This is a genomic window from Prosthecobacter sp., from assembly GCF_046154365.1.
Taxonomy (GTDB): domain Bacteria; phylum Verrucomicrobiota; class Verrucomicrobiia; order Verrucomicrobiales; family Verrucomicrobiaceae; genus Prosthecobacter.
Genome location: NZ_JBJXFV010000137.1, coordinates 1 through 15,713 on the forward strand (window position 1 = coordinate 1; position 15,713 = coordinate 15,713).

The following is a 15,713-nucleotide window of genomic DNA, read 5'->3' on the forward strand; positions in this document are numbered from 1 at the left end:
GCAATGATGCCAGAAATCTCGTCCGTCCCCGCCTTGCAAAGCCCCGCCCGCCGTGGAGAATCGCGCGCCGGTTTGCCCGGCACCTGCTCCTTTCCCCAACCAACCTGCCATGCCCAAGAAATCCGCCGCCAAAGCCTCCCGCACCGAGCCCGCTGTATCTGCCATTAGGCCGATCAAAAAGCTCATGGTCGCGAACCGCTCCGAGATCGCCATCCGCGTCATGCGGGCGGCCACCGAGTTGGGTTTGAAAACGGTGGGCATCTACGCGCAAGAAGACCGCTTTTGCCCGCATCGCTTCAAGGCGGATGAAGCCTACGAGCTGAATAAGGACAAAGGCCCGCTCGGCGCTTACCTCGACATCGAAGGCATCGTCACCATCGCCAAAGAGAAAGGCGTGGATGCCATCCATCCTGGTTACGGATTCCTCAGTGAGAACCCAGCCTTCGCTCAGGCCTGTGCGGATGCTGGCATCATCTTCATCGGCCCAGAAGCAAAAATCCTCGACATGATGGGTGATAAGACCGCTGCGCGAAACATCGCCCGCAAGCTCAAGGTCTCCATTCTCGAAGGCACCGACGAACCGGTCAGTGATCGCAAAGAAGCCATCGCTGCCGCAAAGAAGATCGGCTTCCCGCTCATCATCAAGGCTGCCTTCGGTGGTGGTGGACGCGGCATGCGCGTTGTGCGTGAGGCGAAGGATCTGGAAAAGCTGCTCGACGAAGCCCAGACGGAGGCCCTCCGCTCCTTCGGCAATGGCGCGGTGTTCTTGGAGAAGTTTGTCGGAAAGGCGAAGCACATCGAAGTGCAGATCCTCGCGGACAAACACGGGCATGTTTTGCACCTGCATGAGCGCGACTGCTCCGTGCAGCGCCGTCATCAAAAGGTCATCGAGCAGGCCCCGAGCTATGGCGTGAAGCAAAGCGTCATCGACGGCCTGTGCGATGCCGCCGTGAAGCTCGCGAAGGAAGTGAACTACACCCACGCAGGCACCGTCGAGTTCCTCGTCGATCACGAGACGGGCGAGTGGTTCTTCATCGAGATGAATCCACGCATTCAGGTGGAGCACACGGTGACGGAGGAGATCACCGGCATCGACATCGTGCGCAGCCAGATCTTGATCGCACAAGGTCACGCCATGCATGATGAGCCGCTGGCGTTGCCGGTGCAGGACAAGATCGAAAAGAGCGGCTACGCCATCCAGTGCCGCATCACCACCGAAGACCCGGAGAACGGCTTCACGCCGGACTTTGGCAAAATTTTGACCTACCGCAGTGCCGGTGGCTTCGGCATCCGCCTTGATGGCGCTCTCGGGGCCACGAATGCCGTCATCACGCCGTATTATGACTCGATGCTGGTGAAGATGACCGTCTTTGCCCGCACCTATCAGCAGGCGCTCGACCGCATGGACCGCGGTCTGCGTGAGTTCCGCATCCGTGGCGTGAAAACGAACATCCCGTTCCTCATGAACGTGGTGCATCATCCAGATTTCATGGCCGGTCAGGCCACCACGCGGTTCATCGACAACAACCCCGATTTGCTCAAGTTCGTCGCCCGCAAAGACCGTGCCTCGAAGCTGCTCAGCTATCTCGCCGACACCATCGTGAACGGCAATCCGCATGCGAAGGGGCACAAAATCGACAAGGCCTTTGTGGCAGCTCCCCTGCCACGATCTGAAATCTCAAATCTCAAATCTCAAATCCCAGCAGGCACGAAGCAGCTCCTCACCGAGATGGGGCCGGAGAAGTTCTGCAAAGACTGGATTGCGAAGCAGAAACGCCTGCTCCTCACCGACACCACAATGCGTGATGCGCATCAGTCGCTGCTCGCCACGCGCATGCGCACCTTTGACATGCTCGCTGTGGCGGATGCCGTCGCACGTCGCACGCCGAACCTGTTTTCCCTCGAAATGTGGGGCGGCGCGACCTTTGACGTGACCATGCGCTTCCTGCGTGAAGACCCGTGGGCACGCCTGCGCGACATCCGCGCCAAGGTACCGAACATCCTGCTGCAGATGCTGTTCCGTGGCTCGAATGCCGTCGGTTACACGAACTACCCGGACAATGTGGTGAAGGGCTTCATCAAACATGCCGCCACCAACGGCATGGACATCTTCCGCATCTTTGATTCGCTCAATTACCTGCCAAACCTCACCGCCGCGATGGATGCGGTGCGCGAAGACACGACTTCGATCTGTGAAGGCACGCTCTGCTACACGGGCGACATCATGGACCCGAAGCGCGACAAGTACGATCTTCAATACTACGTCCGCCTCGCCAAGGAACTCGAAAAGATGGGCGCGCACATGCTCTGCATCAAGGATATGGCCGGACTCGTGCGTCCCTTTGCCGCGAAGAAGCTCGTCAAAGCGCTCAAGGACGAGGTCGGCATCCCGATTCACTTCCACACGCATGACACCAGCGGCCTGAACGCCGCCAGCATCATCGAAGCCTCCGTCGCCGGTGTCGATGTCGTCGATGCCGCCATCGCCTCCATGTCCGGCGGCACTTCGCAGCCGAACTTGAACTCCATCGTCGCCGCCATGCAGAACACGCCGCGCGACACCGGACTCGATGTCGAGGCGCTGCAAGAGTTCAGCGACTACTGGGCTGCGGTGCGCAGCTTCTACAAGCCCTTCGACACTTCCGAGCCCTACGGCACCGCCGAAGTCTATCTCCACGAGATGCCCGGTGGTCAGTACACCAATCTCAAGGAACAAGCCATCGGCATGGGCCTCGGCCCGCGCTGGCCCGAGATCGCTCACGCTTACGCCGAGGTGAACCAGCTCTGCGGCGACATCGTCAAAGTGACACCATCCAGCAAAGTCGTCGGCGATCTCGCCATCGAGTGCGTCGCGCGTGGTGTGAAGCCTGCCGACATCATCAACCTGCAAGGCACCAAGTGGAGCAAGGACGTCACCAGCATGTTCGAAGGCTGGCTTGGCGAACCGTTCTACGGCATGGAGTCCGAGAAGGCCGCCGACAGCCGCAAGAAGTGGAACAAGCTCGCCGACGCCATCGTCGGCAAAGGCGGCAAGCGCATCAAAGGCCGCCCCGGCACCCATGCCGCCAAGATCAAGCTCGACGACGTGCGCGCCGAGCTGAAGGGCAAGCTCAAGAAGGAACCCACCGAAGACGACGTGTGGAGCTACCTCATGTATCCCGATGTCTTCCTGAAGTTCGCTGACTTCCGCAAAACGTATGGTGACGTCGCCGCGCTGCCCACGCCCGCGTATTACTACGGCCTGCAGGACAAGGAGGAGATCCACATCAGCCTCGAAGAAGGCAAGACCCTCTTCGTCCGCCTCCTCAACATGACCGAGGCCGATGCCACTGGCCAGCAGACCGCCATCTTCGAACTCAACGGCTACCCACGCCACACGACGGTCACCAACAAAGCCCTCGCCAAAAACGCCGTCACCAAAACCAAGGCCGATCCCGCCGATCCGACTCAAGTCGGTGCCCCCATGCCCGGCATGGTCGCCAGCATCGCCGTCAGCGTCGGTCAGAAGGTCAAAGAAGGCGACACCATCGCCACCCTCGAAGCCATGAAGATGTTCGCCGCCGTCGCCTCCCCCGGCGCTGGTACCGTCAGCGAAATCTGCGTCAAGATCGGTGAGAGCGTCGAGAGCAAGGATTTGCTGGTGAGGTTGGTGAAGTGAATGCCCGACCATGGCCTCGAAAAAACCAACCTCGACCTCGTTTCGGATGCCGCTGCGTTTTCCAGTGGTGAAGGATGGACAGACGACTGAGGCGTTGATGAGTTTCGCCACTGATCTCGACATTCGTGCCGTGAAGCGATGGAAGGTGCCCTCAGAATTGAGCGGCAAGCCAGTCATGAGAAGCCGCGCCACCGATGCTTGCGAGTTTGCCCAGCTCGCGGCAAAGCGCTGGCGGCACTACCGAGACACCAAGACCTTTGCCGCCAGTCTCGCTCATCTGAACCGGCTAATCGCCAGCAATGCTCAGGGAGAGTTTTGCTTTCACCTCAAAGTCACGGCGGAATGGTTTCAGGGCATTCTCGGTGCCGCGATGGTCCGCCGGACTTGGTGTCATCATCTGATGATCGACTTCCTATTCGTCCATCCCAATATTTGCGGGCAGCTTGTGGGAGTGAAAGCAGTCGGCTTGCAAATGCTCCAGTCAGTTTGTCTGCTGGCAAAAGAACTGGGCTGCAAACGTGTCTGGGGCGAGGCCACTCTCGACTCGGCCCCGTTCTATGAGCGTCAGCTTCGCAGGCGAATCGAGGATCTTTTTGCCATCGAAAAGCACGAGATTCAGGTGTTTGCCGCCCGTGTGGACAATCCCGCAGCCAAGGCTTGAACGACCGCAACCTTTGAACTAGCCTCTAACCATGATGAAGCCACTAGCCCAAATGACGCAGGCGGAGAAGAGCCGTCTCACGAAGCACATGCTGATGCTCGTTGAGCTGGAAGGCGATTTCCCCGGCGTCCTCGGCAACAAGAATAGCTTTTTCATCGCCAAGCCCCTGCCACGCCGCCGCAAAGCCGCCAAGCGGTCCAAAGTGGCTGCCTGAAGCCTTCCGAGTGCTCCTCACCCTCGAAGCCATTAAGATGTTCGCCGCCGTCGCCTCACCTGGTGCCGGCACCGTCAGCGAAATCTGCGTCAAGATCGGCGAAAGCGTCGAGAGCAAGGATCTGCTGGTGAGGCTGGGAAGTGATAAATACAGTCAGCCTGTGAAGCTCATTACCTCCACAAAACATAACGTTTTCTTGGCTGGAATAATTCTCGTATTCGGAGTTATCGATTTCTTCCCGTTCTTTGGCCCGCCATTTTTTCGCTACACGGGTTCGGATCCAAGCCATCACGTTTGGAATCTCGGGTGGCCTGTGGTTTGGTTAATTTGCGACAAGGAAACATCTCCTTACTGGTTTCTCTTCCCTGTTATGCTTCCAGCGCTGCTGATCATACAGACTTTCGTAGTCCTCGGTTGTTGGTTATTGCCACTCGCAACGAGTCGCAAACTTCCGAAGTAACCCAAGCCCACCGGGCTTTCCTCATGCAGCCCAGGAGTGCCGAGCGATAGCGAGCGCTCTCCTGTGAACCGCACCACCCACGATCCCCGCCGGATCATGAACCTCAACGAGGTTCCGTCACCCAAATATCCCTGCGGCACCACATCACCCCTGAAGGGTGCCGTCGAAGCCCATATCTTGCCTCTTTGACAGGACCGCTGCTTTGCCGCATCATGGCAGCATTGAAACAACCTCCTCCAGTCCTCAGCCCGGCCAGCAAGCCAGCGATCACCGTTTCCTCGGTGGTTCGCAGGAGCTTCTCCGACGCGCGGCGCAGAGCCTTGCAGACGCAGGGACGGGTGACGATGCTGCAGGTGCGGGCCAATCAATCGACGATGAAGTTCGTGCCCTGAGCCGGTTCATCGCGGACGTCGGCCGCGAACTGAATGCGGCCGTGGTTCGCGCCAGCCTGGAGGCGAACCCGATGCGGGGTGGCAAGGAGCATCGCGTGGCCTTCTTGCCTGAGGTGGAGCGCGTCCTTAAAGTCGCCGATGCCCGCATGCTCGCCACGGAGTCGCTTTTCGACTATCTGACCGATCTCGTGCTGTCCAATCACTACTTCGACGACGACATCCGGCTGGAAGGTGGTTACACCGAGGGGGGGCGCCCTTTCATCGTGATCACGCAGCCTTACATCAGCGGCATTCATCCTGACTGGCCCGAACTTCGAGCGGGTCTGGCGCGTCACCAATTGCGTGATCCCGCGCCGAGGTCCCTCGGAGGGAATTTCATCTTCGACGACGACCTGCTCGGTGAAGTGGATGTGTTCGACCTCCATCCCAACAACGTCATCCAGGACGCATCCGGCTGGCTGAACCCCATCGTCGCCCATTTCTACTTCGACGATCGCGTTAAACGAATGGCCGCTCTCCAAAAACTCGGACTGCTCACTTCCAAGCCCCTGCCAGTGCCTGACGACGAGAAGTAAGCATTGATGAACTCGATGCGATCTTCGGGGCTATCAATGTCCTGATCCGCCAGATGCCGGCTAAGTGATGCGGGGTCATGAACGACCTCATCTCACTATCCCTTCAGGCAGCAGGCGTGGTTCTCGCTGCTGATTTCGTTGCCGGGCTCGTCCACTGGGCCGAGGACGCTTACATCCGCGAAGACACACCCTGGCTGGGCACGTGGATCGGCCGCCCGAATATCGTGCATCATCATCTGCCACGGCGCATGGCGCGCCACACCTGGTGGAAGAGCAATCGCGAACTGCTGCTGGCGATGGGCCTCATGGTCATCGTCTCCGCGTTGCTGGGCTGTCTGACCTGGCATGTATGGCTCTTTGCCCTCGTCGGTGGCAATGCGAACGAAGTCCACAAGTGGTCGCACCGCACACGACGCGAGAACGGCGCGTTCATCACCCTGCTACAGGATCTGCGCCTGCTGCAAACCCCGCATCATCACGCGGTGCATCACACGAACCCGAAGGAGGTCCACTACTGCCCCATCACCAACATGCTGAACCCCGTGCTCGATGCGCTGCATTTCTGGGAAGGTCTGGAGTGGCTGCTGGCTCACACCATGGGCCTGAAACGTCAGCCGGACAGCTCTGTGCCCGGTCAGGGCACCGCGCCGGAGTGGATCGTCGAAATGCGCCGTGCAGGGTGAGCGAAAATCATTCGTCGCTGACGTGGTTTGCGTCATCTTTGGCGAATGTTCGGCCATCTCCCAGGTCCTTCCATGTGCTGCCAAAAGGCGGCCTCTCTCTATCGCGCGCACTTCTGCGGCCTCGGCACCAGTTTGCACCGGCACTACGGCGCGTGGGCGCGCTGGCTGGTGAACCGGGACAGCACCTTTCTCACGCTGCTCGGCTCGGCCCTGGCGGAAGCGCCGCCACAGCTCTGCCAGACGACCTGCTGCAATAAGTTCGCCACACCGCGTGATCTCGTGGCGGACAATGCGGTGCTGCAATACAGCGCCGCCGTCACGATCTGCGGCCTGAGCGCGAAACTCGACGACGACGCGCAAGATGAACGCGGCTGGCGCAGCCACGCGGCGCGATTCGGTTCACTGGCGCTCGACACACCCATCGGCGATGCCTTGGGCCTGCTGCATGCATTGTGCTTTCCTGTTCAAGACGTCCGTGCTTGGATGGCCGGGCAGGCGGACATCGAAAACCGCTCCGCCACACTCCACGACTGCGCACGTCCCACCAGCGCCGCGTATGGCGAGATCGTGGGCCATCTCGCGCAGGTCTCCGGCTCGCCAGAGGCCAAACCGCTGCTGCATCAGCTCGGGGAAAGCCTGGGCTTTCTCATTTACGCGCAGGATGCGTGGGAAGACTGGGCGCGGGACAAGCAGCGCGGCCAATTCAATCCGCTGCACGCTTTTCCTGATCTCACGGGCCGCCGTGCCGCGCTGCTTCCTGTCTTGGAAGCAGCGCTGACCAGCCTGCGTCGCGCGTTTGACGCCCTGCCATTGCGAAGAAACCGCGATCTGCTGCGCGCCGTGCTCATCGAAGGTGCGGAAGCACGCGTGGCTCAGGTTTCCGAGGAGACAGACAGCGGCCGGAAACATCCGCAGTCGCCAATTGAAGGTACCGAACGCAAGCGTTCCTCTTGCTGCGACAAATGCGATGGGTGCAACTGCTGCGATTGCTGTGACTGCGTGCGCTTTTGTCGCCCCGGCAAAGGCGGCGGCTCCATGTGCGACTGCAATCCGTGCGATGGCGACGGCTGCGAATGCTGCGGCTGCGATTGCTCGCCGTGATCAAACCACGGCGACGATTTTCGCCACGACACCGGGCCGCAGGGCAATTGCATCGCCCTCACGACGCCCGATGAGCTTCTGCCCCAAGGCCGACGCAGGCGTGATGACAACGATCTCGTTTCCTTCATGCACAATCTCCGTCCCACCGGCAAACGGACCGAGAAAGTAATGCGCCCGCTCTTCGGGCGTCTCCAAACTCACCAGCGCACCGAGCGTGATCGCCGCGCCTGACTCCCACGCCTTCCCCGACAAGGCCCCAAACGCCCGCACCGCCTCCTGCAACTCCGCCACACGCTGCGCCTGACCGCGTGCGACATACGAGGCCTCCAGCGTGCGCGTGTCATACTTGTTCTCCGCCTTGCTGTCCGGGTCCGTTGCCGCCGCAAACGCACCCTGCGCTGCACGCGTGAGCGACGCGAGTTCGGCATTCAGCACGGTGAGGAGGTGATCGAGGACGGCTTGTTTGTTCACGCGGAGGAAATGCCTGTCCGGTGTTTCGGAATGGGGATCAAGCAGGAAAGCAAATCCAGCCTTGCTTCACGCCAGCCGTTTCCGGTAAACTCCTGGCATGAAAACGCACCGGCAGTCTGCTTCGCGAGCGTTCACCCTGATCGAACTGCTCGTCGTGATCACCATCATCGCGATCCTGGCCAGCCTGACGGCTGCGCAGATCATCAAGATCATCGACGATGGCAACCGTGTGAAAGTGCTGAAGGAGGTGATGGAATTGAAGACCGGCATCGACGCCTACCAGCTCGACTACAACCGCTTCCCCATCGACTCGAACACTGTGGCCGGAAATGGCGAAGATATTCCCGAACTGCTCACCGACGGCAGCAACAGCGTCGTGGATGCACTGCTGGGCATTCCTCCCGCCACGAACGGCGGCACCGACCTCAATCCCAAGCGCACGCCGTACTCAAACTTCTCCATCGCGAAGAACGACCGCCATGGTCTCGTCGGCACCACACGGCCCTACAAGCTCAACGACATGTGGGGCCAGCCTTACCGCATCCTGCTCGACACGAATGGCGACAACCAGGTGAAAAACCCCGACGCTACCAACGCCGACCCGAAGATCTCACAGAACCAGGCCGCATCCCTCATTGTGAAGTCCGCCGTTTACAGCTGTGGGAAAGACAAGATGCCGCAAACCACCGATGACATCGTGTCTTGGCGGCAGAAGTGAACGTCGCCCGCGCTACTTGCCCGCGTTCTTGAACACCTCGGGGTGATCCAGCAGCACCTTTTTCACCCGTTCCACCTGCGAGGGCGGGCAGTCGCCAGTCCAGTTGGACTGCTCGATCACTTTGCGTCCGCCGATGGAACCGGCAATGACCAGAGCCGACAGAATCGACCCCAGCATGGCAGGGTGCGTGCCATCCTCAGCGTACAGCGGCAAAGCGGGATACGTCTCCTGCACCAGTTTCCAAAAATCGCCCACGGGACTGACGAGAATGCTCGCGCCCGGATTTCCCTGCAGCGCCGTCTGCACCGCCGTCGCATTCGCCAGGCGGATGCGCGCATGGGCCTCGGCCGCGCTGGCACCGGTAGAGAGTGCGTCTTCAGCCTGCTTTTTCCACAGGCTCTCATGCCGTGCCCACACCTGGAAATCGACGATGAGCATCTGCGGATTCACTTCACGGGCCAGTGCCACCAGTTTGGCCAGGCCGCCGCTCATATACTGCTGCGCCTCAGGATTTGCTCCTGCCATGGCGGACAGCACGCTCTGCTCCTGCACGACGAGGACATCCCACGGCTTGCCATCCTCCGCGCCCTGCTTCAGCAGAGTCTGCGCATCACGGTCATTCGCATGCAGCTCTAGCTTGTAGCTGGCCTGCGTGTAGCTGCCGATGTGCGGTGCCAGCACTTTGGAGGACAGCAGCAGCTCGCCCACGATGGCCGGGAGACCGTTGAATGCCGTGTAGCTGTTCCCAAGGAACAGGATGCGCACATGCGGCGCACCCTCCTCGGCGGCCTGCGCACGACAGCCGAAGGCGGCCATTCCTGCGAGGAGAAGTCTGCGTCGGGGCCAAACTGATAGCGATGAATCGAACGGCATAAATAGTGCGGCTGATTATTTCAGCGAAGTGTCCGCCGCGCCATCGCTTTGACGATACAAACTCGTTGGAATAAGCATCTGCGGCGGCAGTTCCTCGCCCTTCGAGTGACGCAGGAATGCGCGCACGACCTCCACGCCCATCTTGTCGGGGAATTGAATCGGATCGGCGTAAATCTTGCCGTCCTTGATCGCCTGCTTGCCCTCCGGCTGACCGTCGAAGCCGATGATCACCACCTTGTCGGCTTTGCCCGCCTTCTCCAGCGCACCACGCGCACCCAGAGCGGAGGGATCATTGATCGCAAAGATGCCCACCATGTCAGGATGTGCCTGCAGCATGTCCTCGGCGGCCTTGTAGCCTTTGTCTTTTGCCCCGCCGCCATCGAGTTCGCTCACAATCTCGATCTTCTGCGCCGCTGTCGCGTTATGCGCATCGAGCACCTCCTTGAAGCCCTTCACGCGCAGGATGCACGACTCGACCTGCTTCAAGTCGAGCACACCGATTTTGCCGCCCTGGCCTTTCAGCGCTTCGATCATCGCTTTGCCCGCCTCCTTGCCCCCGCCGAAGTTGTCCGTGGCCACCTGCGTCACGATCTTCACGCCGGGTTCGTTGCACGGCACATCCACCGTGAACACCGGAATGCCCGCCGCATTCGCCTCCTGGATCACCGGCACGATGGCTTTCGAATCCGCCGGACTCAGCACGATGGCGACGGCCTTCTTCACGATGAAATCCTTCACCTGGTTGCTCTGCCGCGCCACATCGCTGTCCGCGCTCACCACCAGCGTATCATACCCATGCTTCGCCGCTTCGGCGGTGATGTGGTCGCCGATCACTTTGAAAAACGGATTCTGCAACGTCAGCAACGACACGCCGATGGTGCCGTTCGTGACGGTGGCCGGTTGGTCCGACGTTTTGCCACAGGCGGCGATCAGGGCGGTGCAGATGAAAAGAGGGAGATAACGATAATTCATATTCATGGATGCTAACACAGAGGCGACCGGAGAGCGCAAGTCTCGAAATACCAAAGGAAACACTGATTTACACCGCCGAGTTTTGGAGAATGCGGAGAATCTCATGTGCCCCAGTTGCCGCAGACCTTGTGGGTTTTGAGTTCCTTCGGCCAGATTTGCTTCCCTTCAAAGTCATGGCAAAACACGCCGACGTTGCCGAAGGCGAAGAACACGCGCCCGCCACCCGTCACGGGCGTATCGGTGGCCCAGGTGTTGCAGGCCAGGTTGCCGCGCTCCAGTTTCATGCACACGCGATCCGGCCCATCGCCGACATCAGCATCACGGCGGAGCGCATCGCGGCGGGCGCAAAGCCATCGTCGAAGCGCACTGCAGCACGATTTCAGCGAGCAGCGCACCGGGCAGGGGCGCGACTTTCGCGGTACATCTGCCGCTGGCTTGAATGGAACTCACGGCACCTTCGGTTTCCTTGGCACTGCAACGGCACCGTCTTTGCCCTCTGGCCATTTGGCACCTTCCTTGATCCACTGGCGGATGAGACTGACCTCATCCTTCGGAATGCGGTGGCCGGTGGCGGGCATGGCTTTCTTGTCCTTCGTCGGCAGGGTCAAAGCGATGTAGAGCATGCTCTTCTCAGGAGCGCCGGGAACGATGGCAGGCCCCAGCTTGCGTTGGCGCATGGCGAGCGCCCCGTTTTGCAGATTGAGTTCGCCCAGCAGCGTCTCGGAGTTGTGACACTCCACGCAGCGGTCGGCGAGGATTGGCTTGATCTGTTTCACGAAGTTTACCGGCGGGTCTTCGGCGGCAAACGAAGTGCAGGCGGCAAAGGCGATGAATGCGGCGGAGAGGAGCAGGTGACGTTTCATAGTGTGTTAAACATCCCCAGAAGCGCGGCATGCGTCTCTACGTGGATTGGCAGAGACTACACGGATATTGCCCTGCCCCTGGCTTTATTTGCCCAAGCGGCAGCTTGCGAAGACAGGCGCACGGGTGGCGGAGTAGCAGTTGCCCCGCTCTCCCGGCACGACATGATGACGTACATGAGCATCGAACAAATCACCGCGCGCATCTGCGCGTTTCGCGACGCCCGGGACTGGATGCAGTTTCACAGCCCCAAGGAACTCGCCATCGCCATCACCGCCGAGGCGGGGGAGCTGTTGCAGCACTTCGTCTGGCAGCAGCCGGGCCAGATCGAGCAGCGGGTGAAGGACAAGATGCCGGAACTGAAGGACGAAATGGCCGATGTGGGCATCCTGCTCTTTGAACTGGCCCACAACCTCGGTGTCGATCTCGGTCAGGCGATGCTCGACAAGGTGGAGCGCAATGAAACGCGTTATCCCGTGGCGAAAGCACGTGGTTCCAACGCCAAATACAACGAACTGTGAGCGACGCCGAGGTTCCAACACCGCATCGCCGTCGTCCGCGTTACTCGGGCAAGAATCCGGTGCGCTTTGAAGACAAGTACAAGGAGCTGAACCCGGAACTGCACGCGGAGACGATTGCGAAGGTGCGTGCGTCCGGCAAAACGCCCGCCGGGCAGCATGTGCCGATCCTCCTGAAGGAAATCATGCAAATCCTCGCGCCGCAGCCCGGTGAACGCGCCGTGGACTGCACGCTCGGCTACGGCGGACATGCCAGTGCGTTGCTAAAGGCCGTGCAACCAGGCGGCACGCTGCTCGCGCTCGATCAAGACCCCATCGAGATCGTGCGCACCGAGGCACGGCTGCGTGCTGCTGGCTGCGAGGAGTCCGCGCTCGTCGTGAAACGCATGAACTTCGCCGGTTTACCGCGTGCGCTCGCTGAATTGGAATGGAGCGGTGGTGTTGATGTGCTGCTGGCCGATCTCGGCTGCTCCTCGATGCAGTTCGACAATCCGGCCCGCGGTTTCAGCTTCAAGCACGACGGCCCGCTCGACATGCGCATGAACCCACAGCGCGGTGTTGCGGCGCGTGACCTGCTGCAAAAGCTCTCCGCCGCGAAGCTGAAGATGATCCTCGAAGAAAACGCCGACGAACGTCACGCCGCTTTGCTGGCCGATGCACTCGCTGGCACCGATCACGCGACCACCCGCTCACTGGCTGAAGCCGTGCGCCGCGCTTTGCCCCATCGCACGAATGAGGAAGAACGCGAGATCACCGTGCGCCGCGTGTTCCAGGCCCTGCGCATCGCCGTGAACGAAGAATTCACCGCGCTCGACACCTTCCTGCATCAATTGACGAACTGCCTGCGTCCCGGTGGCCGCGTTGCCATTCTGACCTTCCATTCCGGTGAAGATCGTCGAGTGAAGCACCTGTTCCGCGATGCCTTGCGCGGCGGCATCTTCACCTCCGCCAACGACGAGGTGATTCGTCCCTCATCGCAGGAAACACGCGACAACCCGCGTGCGACTCCGGCAAAGCTGCGTTGGGCGGTGAAGGCGTGAACTGAGGTTGAAATTGGCGCTGGCGGAATCTCCTGGGTTGTGTCATTAATTGCGCCATAATTATGCCACGATTGCGCCACCATTCCGACATTCTCCTTCGTAAAGTGTGAAAGGCGGTAATAAATTTATTATGCCACACTCCGCTGCTGATTCTGCCATAGATGGGCCTGATCTCGCCGCCATCCTCCAGGTGGTGGAGGGGATGCCTGAGGGTGTTTCGCTCGGTGATCTGGCGAAGAACCGGCGGCTGCGCCTGAGCACGCGCACCCTCCAGCGCCGCCTGGAGCGACTGGTCGCGGGAAAGCGCCTCATTGCCGAAGGAATCACGAAGGCGCGCCGCTACCGCCTGCCCACGTCAGCGGCAGCACGGCCTGCGGCGACGGCCTCGACACGCCAGAAAGCTCCGACTTCCATTTTCTCGGCGGAGTCCGGGAAGCTACGTGCCGCCATCCGTCGTCCGCTCACGCAGCGCGCGCCGGTGGGCTATCAGGGCCGCTTTTTGGACGCGTATCAGCCGAACCAGACCTTTTACCTGCCCGCCGCCATGCGGAAGCAGCTCCTTGCTTTGGGCCAGGTCGGTCTCTCGGACCTGCCGGCGGGAACCTATCTGCGCCAGGTGCTCCAGCGCCTGCTGGTGGACCTTTCCTGGAACTCCAGCCGCCTGGAAGGCAATACCTACTCGCTGCTGGAGACGCAGCGCTTACTTGAACTCGGTGCCAGCGCCGAGGGACACAGCGCCCGCGAGTCCCAGATGATCCTCAATCACAAGCAGGCCATCGAAATGCTCGCCGAGGAGGCCGAGGGCATCGGCTTCAACCGCCACACCATCTGCAACCTGCACGCCATGCTCTCTGACAACCTCATGAGCGAGCCGGAGGCCTGCGGACGTTTGCGCAGTCGTGCCGTCGGCATCAGCGGCACCGTGTTTTATCCACTGGAGGTTCCGCAACTCGTCGAGCAGCGTTTTGATCAGCTCCTGGCCAAGGCGGAGGCCATTCGCGATCCTTTCGAGCAGGCCTTCTTCGTCATGGTGCATCTGCCGTATTTGCAGCCCTTTGAGGACGTGAATAAACGCGTCTCCCGCCTCGCTGCGAACATCCCGCTCATCCGGCACAATCTTTGCCCGCTCTCCTTCATCGAGGTCGAGGCGGCCGACTACGTGGACGGCACGCTCGTCGTGTATGAGCAAAATCGCGTCGAATGCCTGCGCGATGTCTTTGTGTGGGCCTACCAGCGCTCCTGCGCCCGCTACGCCGCCGTCCGCCAGTCTCTCGGCGATCCTGATCCCTTCCGCTTGAAGCACCGCTCCGTCATCGGCGACGCCGTGCGGGCCATCGTGCAGGGCAAAATGAACGCCGCCGCCACCAAGCGCGCGCTGCCAAAACACGCCGCCGCCCTGCCAGCCGCCGAGCGTGCGCAGTTCGTCGAGGTCGTGCAAAAAGAACTCTCTGCGCTGCACCCCGGCAGCATCATGCGCTACCGGTTACGTCCGAGTGAGTTCGAGGCGTGGAAGAAGATTCAGCCAGTGAAGGCGTGAATTGACAGAAAGCTGGGAAACCAGCAAACGGGCTCCATGAAAACGACCCTCGACCTGCCTGGCGATCTCGTGCGCGAGATCAAGCTGCGCACCGTGCATGAAGGCGGCAAGCTCAAGGACACCATCGCCGAACTGCTGCGCAAAGGACTGCGAGATCGTCCGGCGAAGAACATCGCCAGGCCCAGCCGGGTGAAGCTGCCGTTCGTCCACTGCCGCCGTGCTGACCCCGGACCAGGTGGCCGCCGCGCTGCTCAAACAAGAGACCGAGTGGCATCATGCCGCTGCCTGACACGAATCTCTGGCTGGCGCTTTCCAAGCACACGCATCACGCCGCTGCCGCCGACTGGCTGGACGCAGAGAACAAGCCGGATAGGATCTTGTTTTGCTGCTCCACCCAGCAGTCGTTGCTGCGGCTGCTGATCACGGTGGGCGTCATGTCGCTGTATGGCATTGCATCGCTGAGCAACAACGGCGCATGGGCGGTTTATGAGGCTTTCATCGCGGATGACCGCATCGTGTTTCAACCGGAGCCGCCGGGTGTGGGAACGATCTGGAAAAAATTTACCGCACGCCGCACCAGCTCACCCAAACTCTGGATGGACGCCTACCTCGCCGCGTTTGCCATGGCATCAGGCGCACAACTGGTGACGACGGACAAGTCGTTCAGCCAGTTTCCCGGCCTGGATGGGCTGGTGATCCAGCCTGCGTAAATCGCGCGGGCAGGATGTGATGACGGGAGGCCTTGTCAGACGGAGGATGGGCCTCTGGCCTGTCTGTGGATCGAGGCGTCCCGCCTTTCCCCTGAAACTAAAAGGCTGGAAGCCTCAAGCCGTTGTCAGGCAAGATGCCTGACCTCGTGCGCTGTGGAGCGCCACAACCCTCCGAGGTGGAATACCTCGGCCATCTGGAACCGTGTTCCGGGTGAGAACTTAAAGTAACTGCGTCGCCGTGAGGCGGGGTGGAGAGCAACCAAAAGAAC

The 15,713-nt window shown here is 60.7% G+C and carries 18 protein-coding genes; 13 read left to right on the top strand and 5 right to left on the bottom strand.

The features are described from left to right. The first annotated feature begins 109 nt into the window (after positions 1 to 109). The 8 genes from ACKVY0_RS17460 to ACKVY0_RS17495 all read left to right on the top strand — a co-directional run bounded on the left by ACKVY0_RS17460 (position 110) and on the right by ACKVY0_RS17495 (position 7,744). A complete protein-coding gene (locus ACKVY0_RS17460) occupies positions 110 to 3,658 on the top strand; it encodes a pyruvate carboxylase (RefSeq protein ID WP_409216108.1) in 3,549 nt (1,182 codons plus the stop codon). Between the two features lie 10 nt (positions 3,659 to 3,668). Then, positions 3,669 to 4,319: a hypothetical protein gene (locus ACKVY0_RS17465; RefSeq protein WP_409216109.1), complete on the top strand. Its 651-nt coding sequence runs from the start codon at positions 3,669 to 3,671 to the stop codon at positions 4,317 to 4,319. Between the two features lie 31 nt (positions 4,320 to 4,350). After that, positions 4,351 to 4,533, top strand: coding sequence for a hypothetical protein (locus ACKVY0_RS17470; protein ID WP_409216110.1), 183 nt, complete (start codon positions 4,351 to 4,353; stop codon positions 4,531 to 4,533). Positions 4,534 to 4,543: 10 nt separating this feature from the next. Then, positions 4,544 to 4,993 carry a biotin/lipoyl-containing protein gene (locus ACKVY0_RS17475; protein WP_409216111.1) on the top strand — a complete coding sequence of 150 codons (450 nt, stop codon included), beginning with the start codon at positions 4,544 to 4,546 and terminating at the stop codon, positions 4,991 to 4,993. A gap of 212 nt (positions 4,994 to 5,205) precedes the next feature. Next, the gene (locus ACKVY0_RS17480) at positions 5,206 to 5,385 is read left to right on the top strand and encodes a hypothetical protein (RefSeq protein WP_409216112.1); all 180 of its coding nucleotides are present in this window, start codon (positions 5,206 to 5,208) and stop codon (positions 5,383 to 5,385) included. Between the two features lie 41 nt (positions 5,386 to 5,426). Next, positions 5,427 to 5,960 (top strand): hypothetical protein, encoded by a 534-nt coding sequence (locus ACKVY0_RS17485; protein ID WP_409216113.1) that lies wholly within the window; start codon positions 5,427 to 5,429, stop codon positions 5,958 to 5,960. Between the two features lie 77 nt (positions 5,961 to 6,037). Then, a complete protein-coding gene (locus ACKVY0_RS17490; protein WP_409216114.1) occupies positions 6,038 to 6,643 on the top strand; it encodes a fatty acid desaturase CarF family protein in 606 nt (201 codons plus the stop codon). A gap of 72 nt (positions 6,644 to 6,715) precedes the next feature. Further along, the gene (locus tag ACKVY0_RS17495) at positions 6,716 to 7,744 is read left to right on the top strand and encodes a DUF5685 family protein (RefSeq protein WP_409216115.1); all 1,029 of its coding nucleotides are present in this window, start codon (positions 6,716 to 6,718) and stop codon (positions 7,742 to 7,744) included. Here the strand turns inward: ACKVY0_RS17495 and ACKVY0_RS17500 are convergent, their stop codons facing one another. Continuing rightward, positions 7,745 to 8,215: a transcription elongation factor GreAB gene (locus tag ACKVY0_RS17500; RefSeq protein ID WP_409216116.1), complete on the bottom strand. Its 471-nt coding sequence runs from the start codon at positions 8,213 to 8,215 to the stop codon at positions 7,745 to 7,747. Positions 8,216 to 8,312: 97 nt separating this feature from the next. Here ACKVY0_RS17500 and ACKVY0_RS17505 point away from each other — a divergent pair, with 97 nt between their 5' ends. Continuing rightward, positions 8,313 to 8,933 carry a type II secretion system protein gene (locus ACKVY0_RS17505; RefSeq protein ID WP_409216117.1) on the top strand — a complete coding sequence of 207 codons (621 nt, stop codon included), beginning with the start codon at positions 8,313 to 8,315 and terminating at the stop codon, positions 8,931 to 8,933. A gap of 12 nt (positions 8,934 to 8,945) precedes the next feature. On the opposite strand, the gene ACKVY0_RS17510 is transcribed toward ACKVY0_RS17505, so the two are convergent. The 4 genes from ACKVY0_RS17510 to ACKVY0_RS17525 all read right to left on the bottom strand — a co-directional run bounded on the left by ACKVY0_RS17510 (position 8,946) and on the right by ACKVY0_RS17525 (position 11,641). After that, complete coding sequence (locus ACKVY0_RS17510) at positions 8,946 to 9,749, bottom strand: hypothetical protein (protein WP_409216118.1); 804 nt, start codon at positions 9,747 to 9,749, stop codon at positions 8,946 to 8,948. Positions 9,750 to 9,821: 72 nt separating this feature from the next. Continuing rightward, positions 9,822 to 10,778: a substrate-binding domain-containing protein gene (locus ACKVY0_RS17515; protein WP_409216119.1), complete on the bottom strand. Its 957-nt coding sequence runs from the start codon at positions 10,776 to 10,778 to the stop codon at positions 9,822 to 9,824. A 101-nt stretch (positions 10,779 to 10,879) separates the two neighbouring features. Beyond that, positions 10,880 to 11,062, bottom strand: coding sequence for a hypothetical protein (locus ACKVY0_RS17520; RefSeq protein WP_409216120.1), 183 nt, complete (start codon positions 11,060 to 11,062; stop codon positions 10,880 to 10,882). Positions 11,063 to 11,224: 162 nt separating this feature from the next. Then, a complete protein-coding gene (locus ACKVY0_RS17525) occupies positions 11,225 to 11,641 on the bottom strand; it encodes a c-type cytochrome domain-containing protein (RefSeq protein ID WP_409216121.1) in 417 nt (138 codons plus the stop codon). Between the two features lie 174 nt (positions 11,642 to 11,815). On the opposite strand from ACKVY0_RS17525, the gene ACKVY0_RS17530 reads away from it, so the two are divergent. From ACKVY0_RS17530 to ACKVY0_RS17545, 4 genes are all read left to right on the top strand, one after another. Continuing rightward, positions 11,816 to 12,160, top strand: coding sequence for a nucleotide pyrophosphohydrolase (locus ACKVY0_RS17530; RefSeq protein WP_409216122.1), 345 nt, complete (start codon positions 11,816 to 11,818; stop codon positions 12,158 to 12,160). After that, positions 12,157 to 13,197 carry a 16S rRNA (cytosine(1402)-N(4))-methyltransferase RsmH gene (gene rsmH / locus ACKVY0_RS17535; RefSeq protein WP_409216123.1) on the top strand — a complete coding sequence of 347 codons (1,041 nt, stop codon included), beginning with the start codon at positions 12,157 to 12,159 and terminating at the stop codon, positions 13,195 to 13,197. The genes ACKVY0_RS17530 and rsmH overlap by 4 nt, the downstream gene beginning before the upstream one ends. A gap of 130 nt (positions 13,198 to 13,327) precedes the next feature. Then, the gene (locus ACKVY0_RS17540) at positions 13,328 to 14,734 is read left to right on the top strand and encodes a Fic family protein (RefSeq protein WP_409216124.1); all 1,407 of its coding nucleotides are present in this window, start codon (positions 13,328 to 13,330) and stop codon (positions 14,732 to 14,734) included. Positions 14,735 to 15,009: 275 nt separating this feature from the next. Next, positions 15,010 to 15,444: a TA system VapC family ribonuclease toxin gene (locus ACKVY0_RS17545; RefSeq protein ID WP_409216125.1), complete on the top strand. Its 435-nt coding sequence runs from the start codon at positions 15,010 to 15,012 to the stop codon at positions 15,442 to 15,444. Positions 15,445 to 15,713: the final 269 nt, after the last annotated feature.